Source organism: Burkholderia sp. Tr-862 (assembly GCF_011753085.1).
GTDB classification, from domain to species: domain Bacteria; phylum Pseudomonadota; class Gammaproteobacteria; order Burkholderiales; family Burkholderiaceae; genus Burkholderia; species Burkholderia ambifaria.
In genome coordinates, this window is sequence record NZ_VWWG01000077.1 from 1 (window position 1) to 13,452 (window position 13,452).

14 protein-coding genes are annotated in these 13,452 nt (G+C 64.3%); 7 read left to right on the forward strand and 7 right to left on the reverse strand.

The annotated features are described in order from the left end of the window. The 5 genes from F3J14_RS20380 to F3J14_RS20400 form a co-directional block, all read right to left on the reverse strand. On the reverse strand, positions 1-256 hold a 256-nt coding region (locus F3J14_RS20380), incomplete at its 3' end, for an FAD-dependent oxidoreductase (RefSeq protein ID WP_166724558.1). Positions 257-277: 21 nt separating this feature from the next. After that, entirely contained in the window at positions 278-943 is a 666-nt protein-coding gene (locus tag F3J14_RS20385; RefSeq protein WP_166724559.1) for a HutD family protein, read from the reverse strand. After that, on the reverse strand, positions 940-1,884 hold the full coding sequence (locus F3J14_RS20390) for an FAD-binding protein (protein WP_166724560.1): 945 nt from the start codon (positions 1,882-1,884) through the stop codon (positions 940-942). The genes F3J14_RS20385 and F3J14_RS20390 overlap by 4 nt, the downstream gene beginning before the upstream one ends. After that, positions 1,881-2,660, reverse strand: a complete 780-nt coding sequence (locus F3J14_RS20395) for an electron transfer flavoprotein subunit beta/FixA family protein (RefSeq protein ID WP_211080375.1) — start codon at positions 2,658-2,660, stop codon at positions 1,881-1,883. The genes F3J14_RS20390 and F3J14_RS20395 overlap by 4 nt, the downstream gene beginning before the upstream one ends. Positions 2,661-2,687: 27 nt before the next feature. Next, on the reverse strand, positions 2,688-3,872 hold the full coding sequence (locus tag F3J14_RS20400; protein WP_166724561.1) for an FAD-binding oxidoreductase: 1,185 nt from the start codon (positions 3,870-3,872) through the stop codon (positions 2,688-2,690). 181 nt (positions 3,873-4,053) lie between these two features. Here F3J14_RS20400 and F3J14_RS20405 point away from each other — a divergent pair, with 181 nt between their 5' ends. Both F3J14_RS20405 and hutG read left to right on the forward strand, forming a co-directional pair. Continuing rightward, entirely contained in the window at positions 4,054-5,019 is a 966-nt protein-coding gene (locus tag F3J14_RS20405; RefSeq protein WP_166724586.1) for a LysR family transcriptional regulator, read from the forward strand. A gap of 17 nt (positions 5,020-5,036) precedes the next feature. After that, positions 5,037-5,846, forward strand: coding sequence for an N-formylglutamate deformylase (gene hutG / locus F3J14_RS20410; protein ID WP_166724562.1), 810 nt, complete (start codon positions 5,037-5,039; stop codon positions 5,844-5,846). A gap of 212 nt (positions 5,847-6,058) precedes the next feature. On the opposite strand, the gene F3J14_RS20415 is transcribed toward hutG, so the two are convergent. Beyond that, positions 6,059-6,661 carry an XRE family transcriptional regulator gene (locus F3J14_RS20415; RefSeq protein WP_124502114.1) on the reverse strand — a complete coding sequence of 201 codons (603 nt, stop codon included), beginning with the start codon at positions 6,659-6,661 and terminating at the stop codon, positions 6,059-6,061. Between the two features lie 249 nt (positions 6,662-6,910). On the opposite strand from F3J14_RS20415, the gene glnT reads away from it, so the two are divergent. The 5 genes from glnT (at position 6,911) to F3J14_RS20440 (ending at position 12,871) form a co-directional block, all read left to right on the forward strand. After that, positions 6,911-8,299, forward strand: coding sequence for a type III glutamate--ammonia ligase (gene glnT / locus F3J14_RS20420; protein WP_211080376.1), 1,389 nt, complete (start codon positions 6,911-6,913; stop codon positions 8,297-8,299). Between the two features lie 12 nt (positions 8,300-8,311). Beyond that, positions 8,312-9,220, forward strand: a complete 909-nt coding sequence (locus tag F3J14_RS20425) for a glutamine amidotransferase family protein (protein WP_166724563.1) — start codon at positions 8,312-8,314, stop codon at positions 9,218-9,220. Beyond that, positions 9,208-9,897: a protein glxC gene (locus F3J14_RS20430; protein ID WP_166724564.1), complete on the forward strand. Its 690-nt coding sequence runs from the start codon at positions 9,208-9,210 to the stop codon at positions 9,895-9,897. Before F3J14_RS20425 ends, F3J14_RS20430 begins: the two co-directional genes overlap by 13 nt. Before the next feature lie 25 nt (positions 9,898-9,922). Further along, on the forward strand, positions 9,923-11,284 hold the full coding sequence (locus tag F3J14_RS20435; protein WP_166724565.1) for an FMN-binding glutamate synthase family protein: 1,362 nt from the start codon (positions 9,923-9,925) through the stop codon (positions 11,282-11,284). A gap of 186 nt (positions 11,285-11,470) precedes the next feature. Continuing rightward, entirely contained in the window at positions 11,471-12,871 is a 1,401-nt protein-coding gene (locus tag F3J14_RS20440) for an ammonium transporter (RefSeq protein ID WP_166724566.1), read from the forward strand. Positions 12,872-12,979: 108 nt separating this feature from the next. Here the strand turns inward: F3J14_RS20440 and F3J14_RS20445 are convergent, their stop codons facing one another. Beyond that, complete coding sequence (locus F3J14_RS20445; protein ID WP_166724567.1) at positions 12,980-13,354, reverse strand: hypothetical protein; 375 nt, start codon at positions 13,352-13,354, stop codon at positions 12,980-12,982. Positions 13,355-13,452 lie beyond the last annotated feature (98 nt).

Sequence of the window (13,452 nt, forward strand, 5' to 3'; positions counted from 1 at the left end):
GCGCGCCGCGTTCCTTCCAGTCGGGGAACAGTTCGTTGATCGCGCGCGGGTCCATCACCGCGCCCGACAGGATGTGCGCGCCGATCTCGGAACCCTTCTCGAGCACGCACACGCCGATCTCGGTGCCCTTCTCGGCGGCCAACTGCTTGAGCCGGATCGCCGCCGACAGCCCGGCGGGGCCGCCGCCGACGATCACGACGTCGTATTCCATCGATTCGCGCGGGCCGTAGTGTTCGATAAGGGAAACGTGAGACATGAACGGATAGAGGGTTAGGTATCAGTATTCAACCGGCTCGAGTGCAATCGAGATCAGGCGGGCGTCAAGTGCGACGGAGCTCAGATCGAGTTCCTCGCTGCGGCCGTCAAGCCACAGTCCCTGCATCGGCAGCAGCGTCTGGGTGTTGAGCGCGGTGCTGCTGAAGCGCCATTGGCCGGACGCGCAAATCAGCAGATGCGTGGACGCCGTCGTGACGCGACGCGAATGCGTCGCCACGGTCACGGTAGCTCGGCAGGCGACGCGGCGTGTCATCACGTTGAGCACGTGCGTGGGTCGAACAATGTCGGTGGCCCATACCTGCAAATCGCCGGGGAAGTGTGCAGGCACGAGTGGGTGGGCGACAAGATGCCCGTCCTGCGCGTGGAGTTCGACACTCGAGTTGTCGACCGGGACGATGATCCGGTCGACGCCCGGAAAGCGCGAGAAGCGGGCGGCCCCGTCGAGTGTCGCGAGACTGATCCGCCAGTCGATGTTGCCTTCCTGGTTGATGCGGCTTGCAATCGTTCGCGTGATGCCGGCGCCGTTTGCCCAAGCTTCGGGCGCGACCTGCGTGCAATCGATGAACCGGACGGACGAGTAGTGCGCCGCAGATGGCGCACCCCCATTGGGGGAACGTGGCGCAGGCACGCGCGGGACGATGTCTTCCCCGGAATCGGCGCCCGTCATGCGCTCGTCCCGGCATCGACGTGACGTTCGATCGCGGCCATCACGTCGAACAGATCCCCCACGAAGCCCACATCCGCAAACGAGAAGATGGGTGCATCGGGATCCTTGTTGACGGCGACGATCCACTTCGAATCCTTCATGCCGGCCAGGTGCTGAATGGCACCCGAGATTCCGAATGCAAGATAGGCGTCGGGCGCGACGGTCTTGCCGGTTTGCCCGACCTGAATCGCGTTGGGTGCATAGCCGGCGTCGACCGCGGCGCGCGATGCGCCGAGGGCTGCGCCGAAGCGCGAGGCGAGCGTGCCGAGCCGCGCCATGTTCTCGCCGGACGCGAGCCCGCGTCCACCCGACACGACGATCGTCGCATTCGCGAGATCGATGCCGGCCGCCTGGGCGCCGTTGCGTGCGACGAGCGTCGTCGCGGCGAATGCGGGCGGCGCATCCACGGCATCGATCGGTGCCGGTTCGGCTCGCGCGGCTGCCGCCGCGAACGACGATGCGCGCACGGTCGCAAAGGTGGTCGCGCGCGTGCTTTCGACGGTCGCGACGATGCTTCCCGCGTACAGGCCGCGAACGAAGCGCTCGTCGTCCGCGATGCCGGTCACGTCCGCGATGAAAGCCGCGCCGGCGAGTGCCGCGGCGCGCGGCAACGCATTCCGGCCGAGCGTGCGATGGGCGGCCGCGATCAGCGTGTAGCGCGGTGCCAGTCCGGCCAGCAACGCGGCGAGACTTTCCGGCGTGACGGGGCCGGCAGCGTCCGGCAGATCGGGCCGGAGCACCTGGTCGACGCCTTCGATCAGCGCGGCTTCCGCGGCGGCCGCGGGATCGAGCACCAGCACGTCGACCGGATGCCGGCGTGCCGTTGCTGCGGTCACGACGCGCCGGACCGCGTCCGGCAGCGCATGGTCGGCCGCGGCTTCGGCAACAACGAGCGTTCTCATGTGGAGACTCCTGTATGGGCAAAGACGTTGTGTGCGGCGAGCGCGGCGATCATCGCGTCGATATCGGCAACGCGGTGACCTGCGCGCTGCACGGTCGGCTCGTCGAGTTGCAATGCACGTGACGACGGCGCCAGATCGACCGCGAATTGAGCGGCATGAACGACGGCAAGCGGTTTCTGTTTCGCCTTGACGATGCTGGGCAGCGTCACGCGGCGCGGTTCGGCGAGGCGCAGGTCGGCGCTCACGACGGCGCGTCCGGACAGCAGCCAGGTCGCGGTGCCGCTGTCGTCGCCGCAAGTGACGCGCCAGCCGTCACCTTCAGGCGCGAGCGCGGTTGCATCGAGTCCCTGCGGCCAGCCGAGCAGGCCGGCCAGCATCGGCGCGACGCCGCCGGTGTCGTCATCGATCGCCTGCTTGCCGCAGAGCACGAGGTCGTACGGCGACGTGCCGATGTAGGCGTGCAGCAGCCGTGCGACGCCCAGCGAGTCGAGCGACGCGGCGGCGTCGCCGGTGTCGATCAGGATCGCGTCGTCGGCGCCCATGGCCAGACCGGTGCGCAGCACGTCCTGGCAGGCGGGCAGGCCGCACGTGACGACGCTCACCTGCGCGGCGTGACCGGCTTCGCGCAGGCGCAGCGCCATTTCGAGCGCGCATTCGTCGAACGGGTTGATGGACATCTTGAGGCCGGTCGTCTCGATCGAACCGGCGGAGCCGACCCGCACGCGCACATTCGGATCGACGACGCGCTTGACGGGCACCAGTATCTTCAGGGGCATGGGAATGTCTCGTCGGAATAATGTGGATCAGGACACGGCGCCGAGGCCGTACTTGCCGGTGAGCAATGCGCCGGTCGCGAAGCGTTCGAGCGCGTAAGGGGCGAGCGACACGTCGGTCGGGTGTCCGAGCGCATGCTGCGCGAGCAGCTTGCCGATGCCGGGCGACAGCTTGAAGCCGTGCCCCGAGAAGCCGAAGCCGACCACGAGCCCTTCGATGTCGCCGACGCTGCCGAGCACGGGGTTCCAGTCGGGGGTCACGTCGTAGACGCCGGTCCACGACGATGCGAGCCCGGCCGTCTCGTAGGCGGGAAAACGTTCGGCGACCTGCGCGCCGACTTCGGCGACGTAATCGAGAGAGATGTCGCCCTGTTCGGTTTCGGGCGCGTTCAGCGTTTCGCCGACGATGCCCTCGGAGACCAGCATCTGGCTGCCGCCGTAGCTGCGGTAATAGAGCATGCCGGGCGAGCCGAGGTCCTTGAACGCCGGCATCTGGAACGAATAACGTGCGTCGCATTCGAGGGCCAGCACGGTGTGCCGCTCAGGCGTGACAGGCAGCGGTACGTCGATCCAGCCGGACAGTTCCGGCGTCCAGATGTTCTGCGTGCTGATCAGTGTGCCGCACGTGAAGCGGCCCGCGCTCGTGTCGACGCCGACGATGCGGCGGCCGTCGCGGATGACGCCCGTGACGGTCGTGCCCTCGAGAATTTTTACGCCACGTCGGCGTGCCGATTTCGCGAAACTCGTCGCGACGAGGTAAGCATCGGCGAAGCCGGCTTCCGGTTCGAAGCCGATCAGCGCCGCGTCGTCGAACTGCGCGATCGGCAGGCGTGCGCGTGCCTCGTCCCGATCGAGCAGTTGTACGTCGATGTCCATCGCCCGCTGCGCGTCGAGCGACGCGCGCAGTGGCTCGAGTTTCTCCCCATCCGGCGCGCAGATCATGTAGCCGCACTTGACGAGCCCGCAGGATGCCTCGTCGTCGCCGACGTATTCGGCGAAGTTGTTGAATGCCCACCACGACGAGCGCGCCAGCTCGACGTTCTGGCGGACCGAGTAATGCGTGCGCAGCAGGCCGGACGATTGCGACGTGGTGCCTGCGCCGATCATGCTGCGTTCAATGACGAGGACGTTACGGGCGCCGAGCGACGCAAGATGATGCGCGACCGACGTGCCGATCACGCCGGCACCGATCACGATGAAGTCGAAATGGCTCATGGTTTCCCTCTGGGTAGACGACGAGCCGATTCTAGGGAGCCGTGATGCTGCCGAATTTTGTATTAGGCAAACTTATGCAACGTGCCCGGAAGTGCTCATTCAGCACCCGGGTGAACCGAACCGGCGCACCATTCGTCGTGTATTGGCGGAATGGCCGTCCTCCTCGGCATCTGGAGCCTTTATGCGACGCACCCCATCGCCAATCGACCTGCGTGCCCTGCAGGCATTCGTCGCCGTGTGCGAGACCGGTTCGATGACCGGTGCGTCCAGACGCATCGGCGTGAGCCAGAGCGCGATCAGCCAGGCTATTTCGGCACTGGAGCGAGAGCAGGGGACGGTCCTGTTCGATCGCGAGAGCCGCCCGCCGCGCCCCAATATCGCCGGCCGGGCACTGCTCGAACTGGCCGGCCCGCTGCTCGAGCATGCGCAAATGGTCAGCACGCGCGTCGGCGATGCGTCCGACGCGGGCCGCCTGCCGGTGAGGCTCGGCTGCGTCGATTCGTTCGCGGCGACGGTCGGACCGGAACTGATCCGCGCGATGTCCGGCGCGTCGCGGCAGATTTCGATGTGGTCCGGGATCACGCCGGGCTTGAGCAAGCAATTGCATGACCGGGAAATCGACGTCGCCGTGTGCACGCAAACCACGGTCAGCGATGCGCGCATCGTCGAGGTGCCGTTGTTCTCGGAAGCGTTTGTCGCGGTCGTCGCGCGCGCGCATGTGGCCGGTCGCCCGATGGCCGACTGGCGGACGCTGGCCGCCGAACTGCCGCTGATCCGTTACACGGCGCGGTCCGTGATCGGTCAACAGGTGGAGCGGTTCGCACGTCACCTCGGTATCGACAGCCCGAGGCGCTTCGAATTCGATGCGACGGATCCGCTGCTGAGCCTGGTTGCCGCGCGGCTCGGTTTCGCGATCTCGACACCGCTGTGCCTGTGGCAGGCGCGACATTATCTCGGCGACATTGCCGTCCTGCCGTTGCCGTCCGGCCGGCTGGGCCGGCGCGATTTCTTTCTCCTGCATCGGCAGGGCGAGTGGGAAGACTTCGTCACGGAGATCGTCGCGCTGACGCGGTCCGTGCTCGACCATTCGATCCGGCCCGCGCTCGCGCGCGCCGTGCCGCAGCTGCCCGAGGATGCATTGCTTTGATTCGTACGGAGCCCTTGATGAATGACCTCTATACGCTGCAACGCGGCGATGCGCCGCTGCTGATTTCGATTCCCCACCTTGGAACAGCGATACCTACGCCGTTGCGCGATGTGTACACCGACCGCGCGCTGACGCTGGCCGACACGGACTGGCACCTCGATCGCCTGTATGCGTTCGCGACGACGCTCGGCGCGACGATGCTCGGCGCGACGGTCTCGCGTTACGTGGTCGACCTCAACCGTCCGCCGGACGACGAGAGCCTGTACCCCGGCCAGACGACGACGGGCCTGTGTCCGACCGAAACGTTTCGAGGCGAGCCGGTCTATCGAGAAGGATGTGAACCGGACGCGGCAGAGAAGGGCCGCCGGGTCGACGCGTACTGGCAGCCGTACCACACGGCACTGGCTGCCGAGTTGGCGAGACTGCGCGAGCACCACGGGAATGTGCTCCTCTGGGAAGCGCACTCGATCGCAAGCACGCTGCCGCGGCTGTTCGACGGCAAGCTTCCCGACCTGAACATCGGCACGCAGGAAGGACGGACTGTCGCGCCGTCCGTACAAGCTGCGGTCGAACGCGAGGCCGCTGCAAGCCCGTTCACGTCGGTTGCCAATGGCCGCTTCAAGGGCGGCTTCATTACTCGCTCGTTCGGCAGGCCGTCGCACGGCGTGCACGCGATCCAGCTGGAGATGTGCCAGTCGACGTACATGAACGAGGCTTTCCCGTTTGCATACGATCCCGCGCGCGCGTCGCTCGTGCAGCCCACGGTACGCCGGATGATCGGCGCGGCACTGGATGCGTTGGCGGCGCTGCCGACAGTCGCAGCATAAGGATCACTGATACATCTTCGTAACCGCGGTTCCCTTATCAGTGCGACGCTGCACCGAAATTGGCGTGGAACCGCACCCGGAACACGCAAGAGGCCGGCGCGCACCGGATGACATACAGGTGCCATGTCGCCCGGAGTGTTTATCCATGGGAATCTTTGATTCCTGTAGATAAACCTGGCACGAGGCTTGCGTTATCTCTCGTGACGGGATGCTTATTCGTCGGCAGGTTGTCCGTAGACGAAGATCGACAGGAACTGGATCGGGGTCTTGATCAGGCGTTCGGGGCCGTGCGGTACGTCGCCGCGGAACGTCAGGGTGTCGCCGGGATGCAGGATGTAGGTCTGTTGACCGTGCCGGTATTCGATCACGCCCTTGAGCATGTGGATGAATTCGGTGCCGGGATGCTCGAACACGGGAAAGCGCTCCGCCTGGTCCTCCATCGTGATCAGGAACGGCTCGAAAGTTTTGCGAGGACCCTGGTCGTAGGCGAGCAGATGGTAGGTGTGGCCGCTTTTCGTCCCTTTTCGGACCACTTCCATGCCGGCGCCCTTCTTCACGAGCTGGGCGCCGCCTTGCGGGACGTCGAAGTTACGGAACAGGACGGCCATGGAGACGCCGAGCGCCTGGGCAATCCGGTGGAGTACGTCGAGGCCGGTCGAGGTTTGTGCGTTTTCGATCTTCGACAGCATGCCGCGGCTGATGCCGGCCTGTTCGGCGACCTGGGCGATGGTCAGGCCATGGCGCTGGCGAAGCTCGCGAATGGTCGACCCGAGATAGCGTTCGAGCGGTGTCTTGCTGTCGTCAGCGGTATGCATCGTCGACCTCGGCAAAAGGGGCAAGGTTAGCAGATTGCGGCGTGTGCGCCGGCAAGGCAGGCAACGCCGGCATGCGCACCGTGAGTTTCATATGGAGAATTATTGTTTCACAACAATAAATTTCTCCGCATGTTGACGGCGTGGTTGCAGCGTATCGGACGCGGTGCTTGCTCATGTCGCGCAGTTGGGTCGCTCGTCAGTCGGGCGGATTCCTCAAATCAGTGAACGAAGCAGTTGCAAGGAGAGACGATGAACCTGAACGATACGAGCCAATTGCCGGTCAACGCGCTCGGAAGCGTACCCCGCTTCGATTCGGTAGCCGAAGCGCAGACATACCTCGGGCAACACGGCGTCAAGTATGTGCTCGCGCAATTCGTCGACATTCACGGCGTGGCCAAGGCGAAGTCGGTGCCGGTCGCGCATCTGAACAGCGTGCTGACCGCGGGGGCGGGCTTTGCGGGCTTCGCGATCTGGGGTGTCGGTATCGAGCCGAATGGGCCGGATTACATGGCGGTCGGCGATCTTGCGACGCTGACGCCGGTGCCGTGGCAGTCCGGACTCGCGCGGATCGCTTGCGACGGTCATGTGGACGGCGCACCGTGGGTGTTCGATTCGCGCGTGACGCTGAAGAAGCAGGCGGCCCGCCTGACCGAGCGCGGATGGACGCTTTTTACCGGCCTCGAGCCAGAATTTTCGCTGTTGAAGCGTTCGGTGTCGGGTGCGCTCGAGCCCTGCGACTCGAGCGATACGCTGGCCAAGCCCTGCTACGACTACAAGGGGCTGTCCCGCACCCGCGTGTTCCTGGAAAAGCTCACCGAATCCCTGCGCGCGGTCGGCATCGACGTTTACCAGATCGATCACGAGGATGCGAATGGCCAGTTCGAGATCAACTACACGTACACCGATTGCCTGACGTCGTGCGATCACTACGTGTTCTTCAAGATGGCCGCGTCGGAAATCGCGAACGAACTCGGCATGATCTGTTCGTTCATGCCGAAGCCGTTCGCAAACCGCCCTGGCAACGGCATGCACATGCACATGTCGATCGGCGACGGCAAGCGCAACCTGTTTGCCGACGACAGCGATGCGCTCGGCATGGGTCTGTCCGCACTCGGTTACCAGTTCACGGCGGGCCTGCTCGCGCACGCGCCTGCGCTGACGGCGCTCTGCAATCCGACGGTGAACTCGTACAAGCGTCTCGTCGTCGGGCGCTCTCTGACCGGCGCGACCTGGGCGCCGGCCTACATCAGCTATGGCGACAACAATCGATCGACGATGGTGCGCATGCCAGGCGGCCGGATCGAGTTGCGTCTGCCGGACGGTGCATGCAATCCGTATCTCGCGACGGCAGCCGTGATCGCCGCCGGGCTCGACGGTATCGACCGTGACCTGTCGCCGGGCGCGCCAGCGAACGAGAACCTGTATGAGTGGCCCGCGCAGAAGCTCCGCGAACACGGCATCGGCGTGCTGCCGCAGAACCTCGGCGAAGCGCTCGACGCGCTCGAAGCCGATCGGACGATCTGCGATGCGCTCGGACCGGTGGTCAACGAATTCCTCAAGCTCAAACGGATGGAGTGGCTGGAATACATGCGCCACGTATCGGACTGGGAAATCAAGCAGTACGTCGAATTTTTTTGAGGAGCAGACAACATGTGTGGAATCGTAGGATTGCTTGTCAAGACGCCGGCATTGCGCGCCCGGCTCGGCGAGCTGATGGTACCGATGCTGATCGGCATGACCGAACGGGGCCCGGACTCGGCCGGTCTCGCGGTGTTCGGCGACGTGGTCGAGTCAAACCAGCGCAAGCTGAGCTTGTACTCGGGCTTTACGGATGAAGGTGAGCATTTCCCATGGGATGTGCTGCTTGACCGGCTGAAGGCGTCCGTTGACGCGGCAGCGTGCGTCGATGCAAAGGGGAACCACGCGGTCGTGACCGTCCACGCGCAGGCCGATACGGTCCGGCACTGGCTGAGCGAGCATTACCCGCACGTATACGTGCTGTCGGCCGGGCGCTCGATCGACCTGTACAAGGACATCGGATTGCCCGCGGACATCGCCGCGCGTTACGCGTTCGGCGGCCTCAAGGGTTCGCACCTGGTCGGCCATACGCGGATGGCGACGGAGTCGGCCGTGACGCCGGATCGCGCACATCCGTTTACGGCCGGCGAGGATTTCTGCCTGGTCCACAACGGCTCGCTGTCGAACCCCTACGGCGTGCGCCGGAAACTCGAGCCGAAGGGCATTCACTTCGATACCGACAACGATACCGAGGCGGCGTGCCGCTTCCTCGAATGGCGGCTGCGCGAGGGCGACACGCTTCCCGTTGCGCTGCAGAAGGGCTTCGAGGAGCTCGACGGCTTCTACACGTTCCTGATGGGTACGCCGACCGAGCTGGCGCTGATTCGCGACCCGTTCGCGTGCAAGCCGGCCGTCGTCGCCGAGAACGACGACTACGTCGCGATCGCGTCGGAGTTCCGCTCGCTCGCGCATCTGCCCGACATCAAGAACGCCAAGGTATTCGAACCCGCACCCGAGGAGATGTACGTATGGAACGCATGACATTCGACCTGGACAGCGCAACCGTCCGGGACGTCAATCAGTACCTGCATGGCAGCGCGGACGTGCTCGACGGCCGGGCGGTCGTTGTTGCGTCGCCGAACGGTGCGCACAACATCGCGGTCGGCGTCGATGCCGACGTGACCGTGACGATTGACGGCCACGCCGGCTATTACGCCGGCGGCATGAACAAGCGCGCGACGATCGTCATCGAGGGCAGTGCCGGTACAGGCGTCGCGGAAAACATGATGAGCGGCAAAGTGCACGTGAAGGGCTTCGCGTCGAACGGCGCGGGCGCATCCGCGCACGGCGGGCTGCTTGTGATCGACGGCGATGCCGGGTTGCGTTGCGGTATCTCGCTGAAGGGCGGCGACATCGTCGTCGGCGGTTCGGTCGGCAGCTTCTCCGCATTCATGGCCCAGGCCGGCCGGATGGTGATTTGTGGCGATGCAGGCGATGCGCTCGGCGATTCGTTGTATGAAGCCGTGCTCTACGTGAAGGGCGACGTGAAGTCGCTCGGTGCGGACGCGCAGTTCGAGCCGATGGCCGACGCCGACGTCAGCGCCGTCGCGGCGCTGCTCGACGCGGCCGGGCTCGACCACGATCCGCGCGCGTTCAAGCGCATCGCTTCGGCCCGCACGCTCTACCACTGGAACGCCGACGCGAACCAGGAATATTGAATCCACGCTCGATCGAGAAAACGCCATGGAAGTCAAACCCATTCATTTCGCCCGCTTGCAGCAGGAAGAGTCGTACGGCTACGACCGCAAGACGATCGATTACATCCACGCGGCCGCACAACGCGGGTTATACGAGATCCGTGGTCTCGGCGCAAAGCGTCGCGTGCCGCATTTCGACGATCTGCTGTTCCTCGGCGCGTCGCTGTCGCGCTATCCGCTCGAAGGTTATCGCGAGAAGTGCACGTCGCAGACCGTGCTTGGCACGCGCTTCGCAAAGAAGCCCATTGTGCTCGACATCCCGATCACCGTGGCGGGGATGAGTTTCGGCGCGCTCTCGGCGAACGTCAAGGAAGCGCTCGGCCGTGCAGCCACGGAGGTCGGTACGTCGACGACGACCGGCGACGGCGGGATGACGCAGGAAGAACGCAGTTCGTCGAAGACGCTCGTCTACCAGTGCCTGCCGTCGCGCTACGGTTTCAATCCAGACGACGTGCGTCGTGCCGATGCGATCGAGGTCGTGATCGGGCAAGGCGCCAAACCGGGCGGTGGCGGCATGCTGCTCGGGCAGAAGGTCAATCCACGTGTGGCCTCGATGCGCACGCTGCCGGCTGGCGTCGACCAGCGCTCGGCAAGCCGCCATCCGGACTGGACCGGCCCGGACGATCTCGCGATCAAGATCCAGGAACTGCGCGAGATCACCGACTGGGAAAAGCCGATCTACGTGAAAGTCGGGGCAACACGCACATTCAACGACGTGAAGCTCGCGGTGCATGCGGGTGCAGACGTCGTCGTGGTCGATGGCATGCAGGGCGGCACGGCAGCGACCCAAACCTGTTTCATCGAGAACGTCGGCATCCCGACGCTGGCGGCGGTTCGTCAAGCCGTCGATGCGCTCGAGGACCTGAACATGAAGGGGCAGGTTCAACTGATCGTATCGGGTGGTATCCGCACGGGGGCGGATGTCGCGAAGGCACTCGCACTTGGGGCGGATGCCGTCGCGATCGGCCAGGGGGTCCTGATGGCGCTCGGTTGCAACAGCGAATCCTACTTCCAGGACGGCATGCTGCATTCGGCCGTGGCCGATTACGCGGCACTCCATACGTCGCCGGGTTTCTGTCACCACTGCCATACCGGCAAGTGCCCGGTCGGCGTGACGACGCAGGACGCAGTCCTGGAAAAGCGTCTCGAACCGGAAGAGGGCGCGCGTCGCGTGCGGAACTACCTGAAGACGCTGAACATGGAACTGACGACCATCGCGCGCGCATGCGGCAAGCAGAACGTACACCACCTCGAGCGTGAAGATCTCGTCGCGCTGACAGTCGAGGCGGCCGGAATGGCTCGGGTGCCGCTCGCCGGCACGTCGTGGATTCCGGGCGAGCGCGAGTGATTCTGGCGTGACTGTGCGCGTGACGGGGCGCCGTGTCGGCGTGGCGTTCCGTCATCGACCGGTTCAGGCGATGTGACTCACGCGGTGAACCCGCGTCGTGTCGCATTCATTCCAATATTGCTGGTTCGTCATCAGTTCGCGCGTGCGTCGCGGTGCGGTGCACGTCTTTGTTCGAGGAAACGACACATGAAAAAGACGATTGGCTGGATTCTATGGGCTTGGCTTGGGCTGCTTGCGCTGCCCGTGTTCGCGGATGACAAAGTGGCAGCCGCAGTGCCGGTGCCGAACAAGGGCGACACTGCGTGGATGATCGTCGCGACGCTGCTCGTCGTGATGATGGCGGCGCCAGGTCTTGGCCTTTTCTACGGTGGCATGGTGCGAGCGAAGAACATGCTGTCGATCCTGATGCAGACACTCGTGGTGTTCTGCTTGCTCGGAGTACTGTGGGCGGTATACGGTTACAGCATCGCGTTCACGGAGGGCAATGCATTCTTCGGAGGACTCTCGAAGGCGTTTCTCGTTGGCATCACGCCGGATTCGACCGCGGCGACGTTCAGCAAGGGCGTAGTGATCCCTGAGTTCATCTATGTGTCGTTTCAGCTCACGTTTGCTGCAATCACGCCAGCGCTGATTGTCGGTGGCATCGCCGAGCGCGCGAAATTCTCTGCGGTGCTGGTGTTCATGGTGTTGTGGTTCACCTTCTCGTACCTGCCGATCGCGCACATGGTCTGGTACTGGGCGGGCCCCGACGGTTACACAAGCGCCGCGGCGGCCGATAAGGCCACCGCGACGGCAGGTTTCCTGTTCCAGAAGGGCGCGATCGATTTCGCCGGCGGCACCGTGGTGCACATCAATGCGGGCATCGCAGCGCTGGTCGGTGCGATCATGATCGGCAAGCGGTCGGGGTTCGGCCGCGAGACGATGGCGCCGCACAATCTGACGATGACGATGATCGGCGGTTCGCTGCTGTGGGTCGGATGGTTCGGCTTCAATGTTGGCTCCGCACTGGAGGCAAGCGGCGCGGCCACGCTCGCATTCGTCACGACGCTCTTGGCGACATGCGCGGCGACGGTGTCGTGGACCTGCGTCGAATGGTCGTTGAAGAAGAAGCCGTCCATGCTCGGTGCGGTGTCCGGCGCGATAGCGGGGCTGGTCGTGATCACCCCGGCATGCGGATTCGTCGGACCGATGGGTGCGATCGCGATGGGGCTGATCGCGGGCATCGTCTGCTATTGGGGCGTGAATGGGCTCAAGCGCATCCTCGGCGTCGACGATTCGCTCGACGTATTCGGTGTCCACTGCATCGGTGGCATCGCGGGCGCGCTGCTCACCGGGGTATTCGCGTCGCCGTCGCTGGGTGGCACAGGCGTCTACGACTACGTCTTGAACAAGGTCGCCGACTATCACATCGGAGAGCAACTGATTGCGCAGTGCTGGGGCGTCGGAACGTCGCTCGTTTGGTCGGCGGTCGTGTCGGTCGTCGCATTCAAGGTCGTCGACATGACGATTGGCCTGCGTGTCGACGACGAGGGCGAACGTGATGGGCTCGACGTCACTTCGCACGGTGAGGCAGCCTATCATTCGTGACGGACAGCTCGGCGGGACCGCGGGTGGAAGTCACACCAATCGGCGCCGGTCCGAGAGACGACCGAACATGAAATTCCGCCATACGTCGCGGGTACGTTCGGTCGCGCATCAGAACGCGTCTCTTGCCTTTCTGCTGGCGTCCATGGCGCTGAGATGACTTACGGCGGTTAGTGTCAGGACCGCAGGGTTTAGCTGATAACTTCCTATGAAGTACGAATTATGGCTGTTATCAAAATAGGCTTCGGCGATTTCACCAGTGGTGCCATCTGACTTGGAGTACGTGGCGATCTCTTTGACTTCATTGCCACCGTCGGACTGGTTAATAGTCTGTGTCGAAAGACCAATCGAGGTAATTCCTAGGTTGGCTAGCGATTGCAGCTCGCCCGGATCGACGACACCGTTACCGTTTGTGTCGGTCCAGACCTCAAGATTCGCGAATCCTGAATCTGAGGCGTTTATAACGCCGTCGTGATTTTCATCCAACGCTTCGAGTGCCTCGAAGCCATCCGTGCTGGCGCTGCCGAACAGATCGGTGATGCTTTGATTTGGCTACCAGTTGAGGGAAATTGAAGCGAGGCCGT

Bases quoted from the DNA above. Each gene is read 5' to 3' on its own strand.
- F3J14_RS20385 (WP_166724559.1), bottom strand. From the start codon at position 943: ATGACGGGCGCCGATTCCGGGGAAGACATCGTCCCGCGCGTGCCTGCG.
- F3J14_RS20390 (WP_166724560.1), bottom strand. From the start codon at position 1,884: ATGAGAACGCTCGTTGTTGCCGAAGCCGCGGCCGACCATGCGCTGCCG.
- F3J14_RS20395 (WP_211080375.1), bottom strand. From the start codon at position 2,660: ATGCCCCTGAAGATACTGGTGCCCGTCAAGCGCGTCGTCGATCCGAAT.
- F3J14_RS20400 (WP_166724561.1), bottom strand. From the start codon at position 3,872: ATGAGCCATTTCGACTTCATCGTGATCGGTGCCGGCGTGATCGGCACG.
- F3J14_RS20405 (WP_166724586.1), top strand. From the start codon at position 4,054: ATGCGACGCACCCCATCGCCAATCGACCTGCGTGCCCTGCAGGCATTC.
- hutG (WP_166724562.1), top strand. From the start codon at position 5,037: ATGAATGACCTCTATACGCTGCAACGCGGCGATGCGCCGCTGCTGATT.
- F3J14_RS20415 (WP_124502114.1), bottom strand. From the start codon at position 6,661: ATGCATACCGCTGACGACAGCAAGACACCGCTCGAACGCTATCTCGGG.
- glnT (WP_211080376.1), top strand. From the start codon at position 6,911: ATGAACCTGAACGATACGAGCCAATTGCCGGTCAACGCGCTCGGAAGC.
- F3J14_RS20425 (WP_166724563.1), top strand. From the start codon at position 8,312: ATGTGTGGAATCGTAGGATTGCTTGTCAAGACGCCGGCATTGCGCGCC.
- F3J14_RS20430 (WP_166724564.1), top strand. From the start codon at position 9,208: ATGGAACGCATGACATTCGACCTGGACAGCGCAACCGTCCGGGACGTC.
- F3J14_RS20435 (WP_166724565.1), top strand. From the start codon at position 9,923: ATGGAAGTCAAACCCATTCATTTCGCCCGCTTGCAGCAGGAAGAGTCG.
- F3J14_RS20440 (WP_166724566.1), top strand. From the start codon at position 11,471: ATGAAAAAGACGATTGGCTGGATTCTATGGGCTTGGCTTGGGCTGCTT.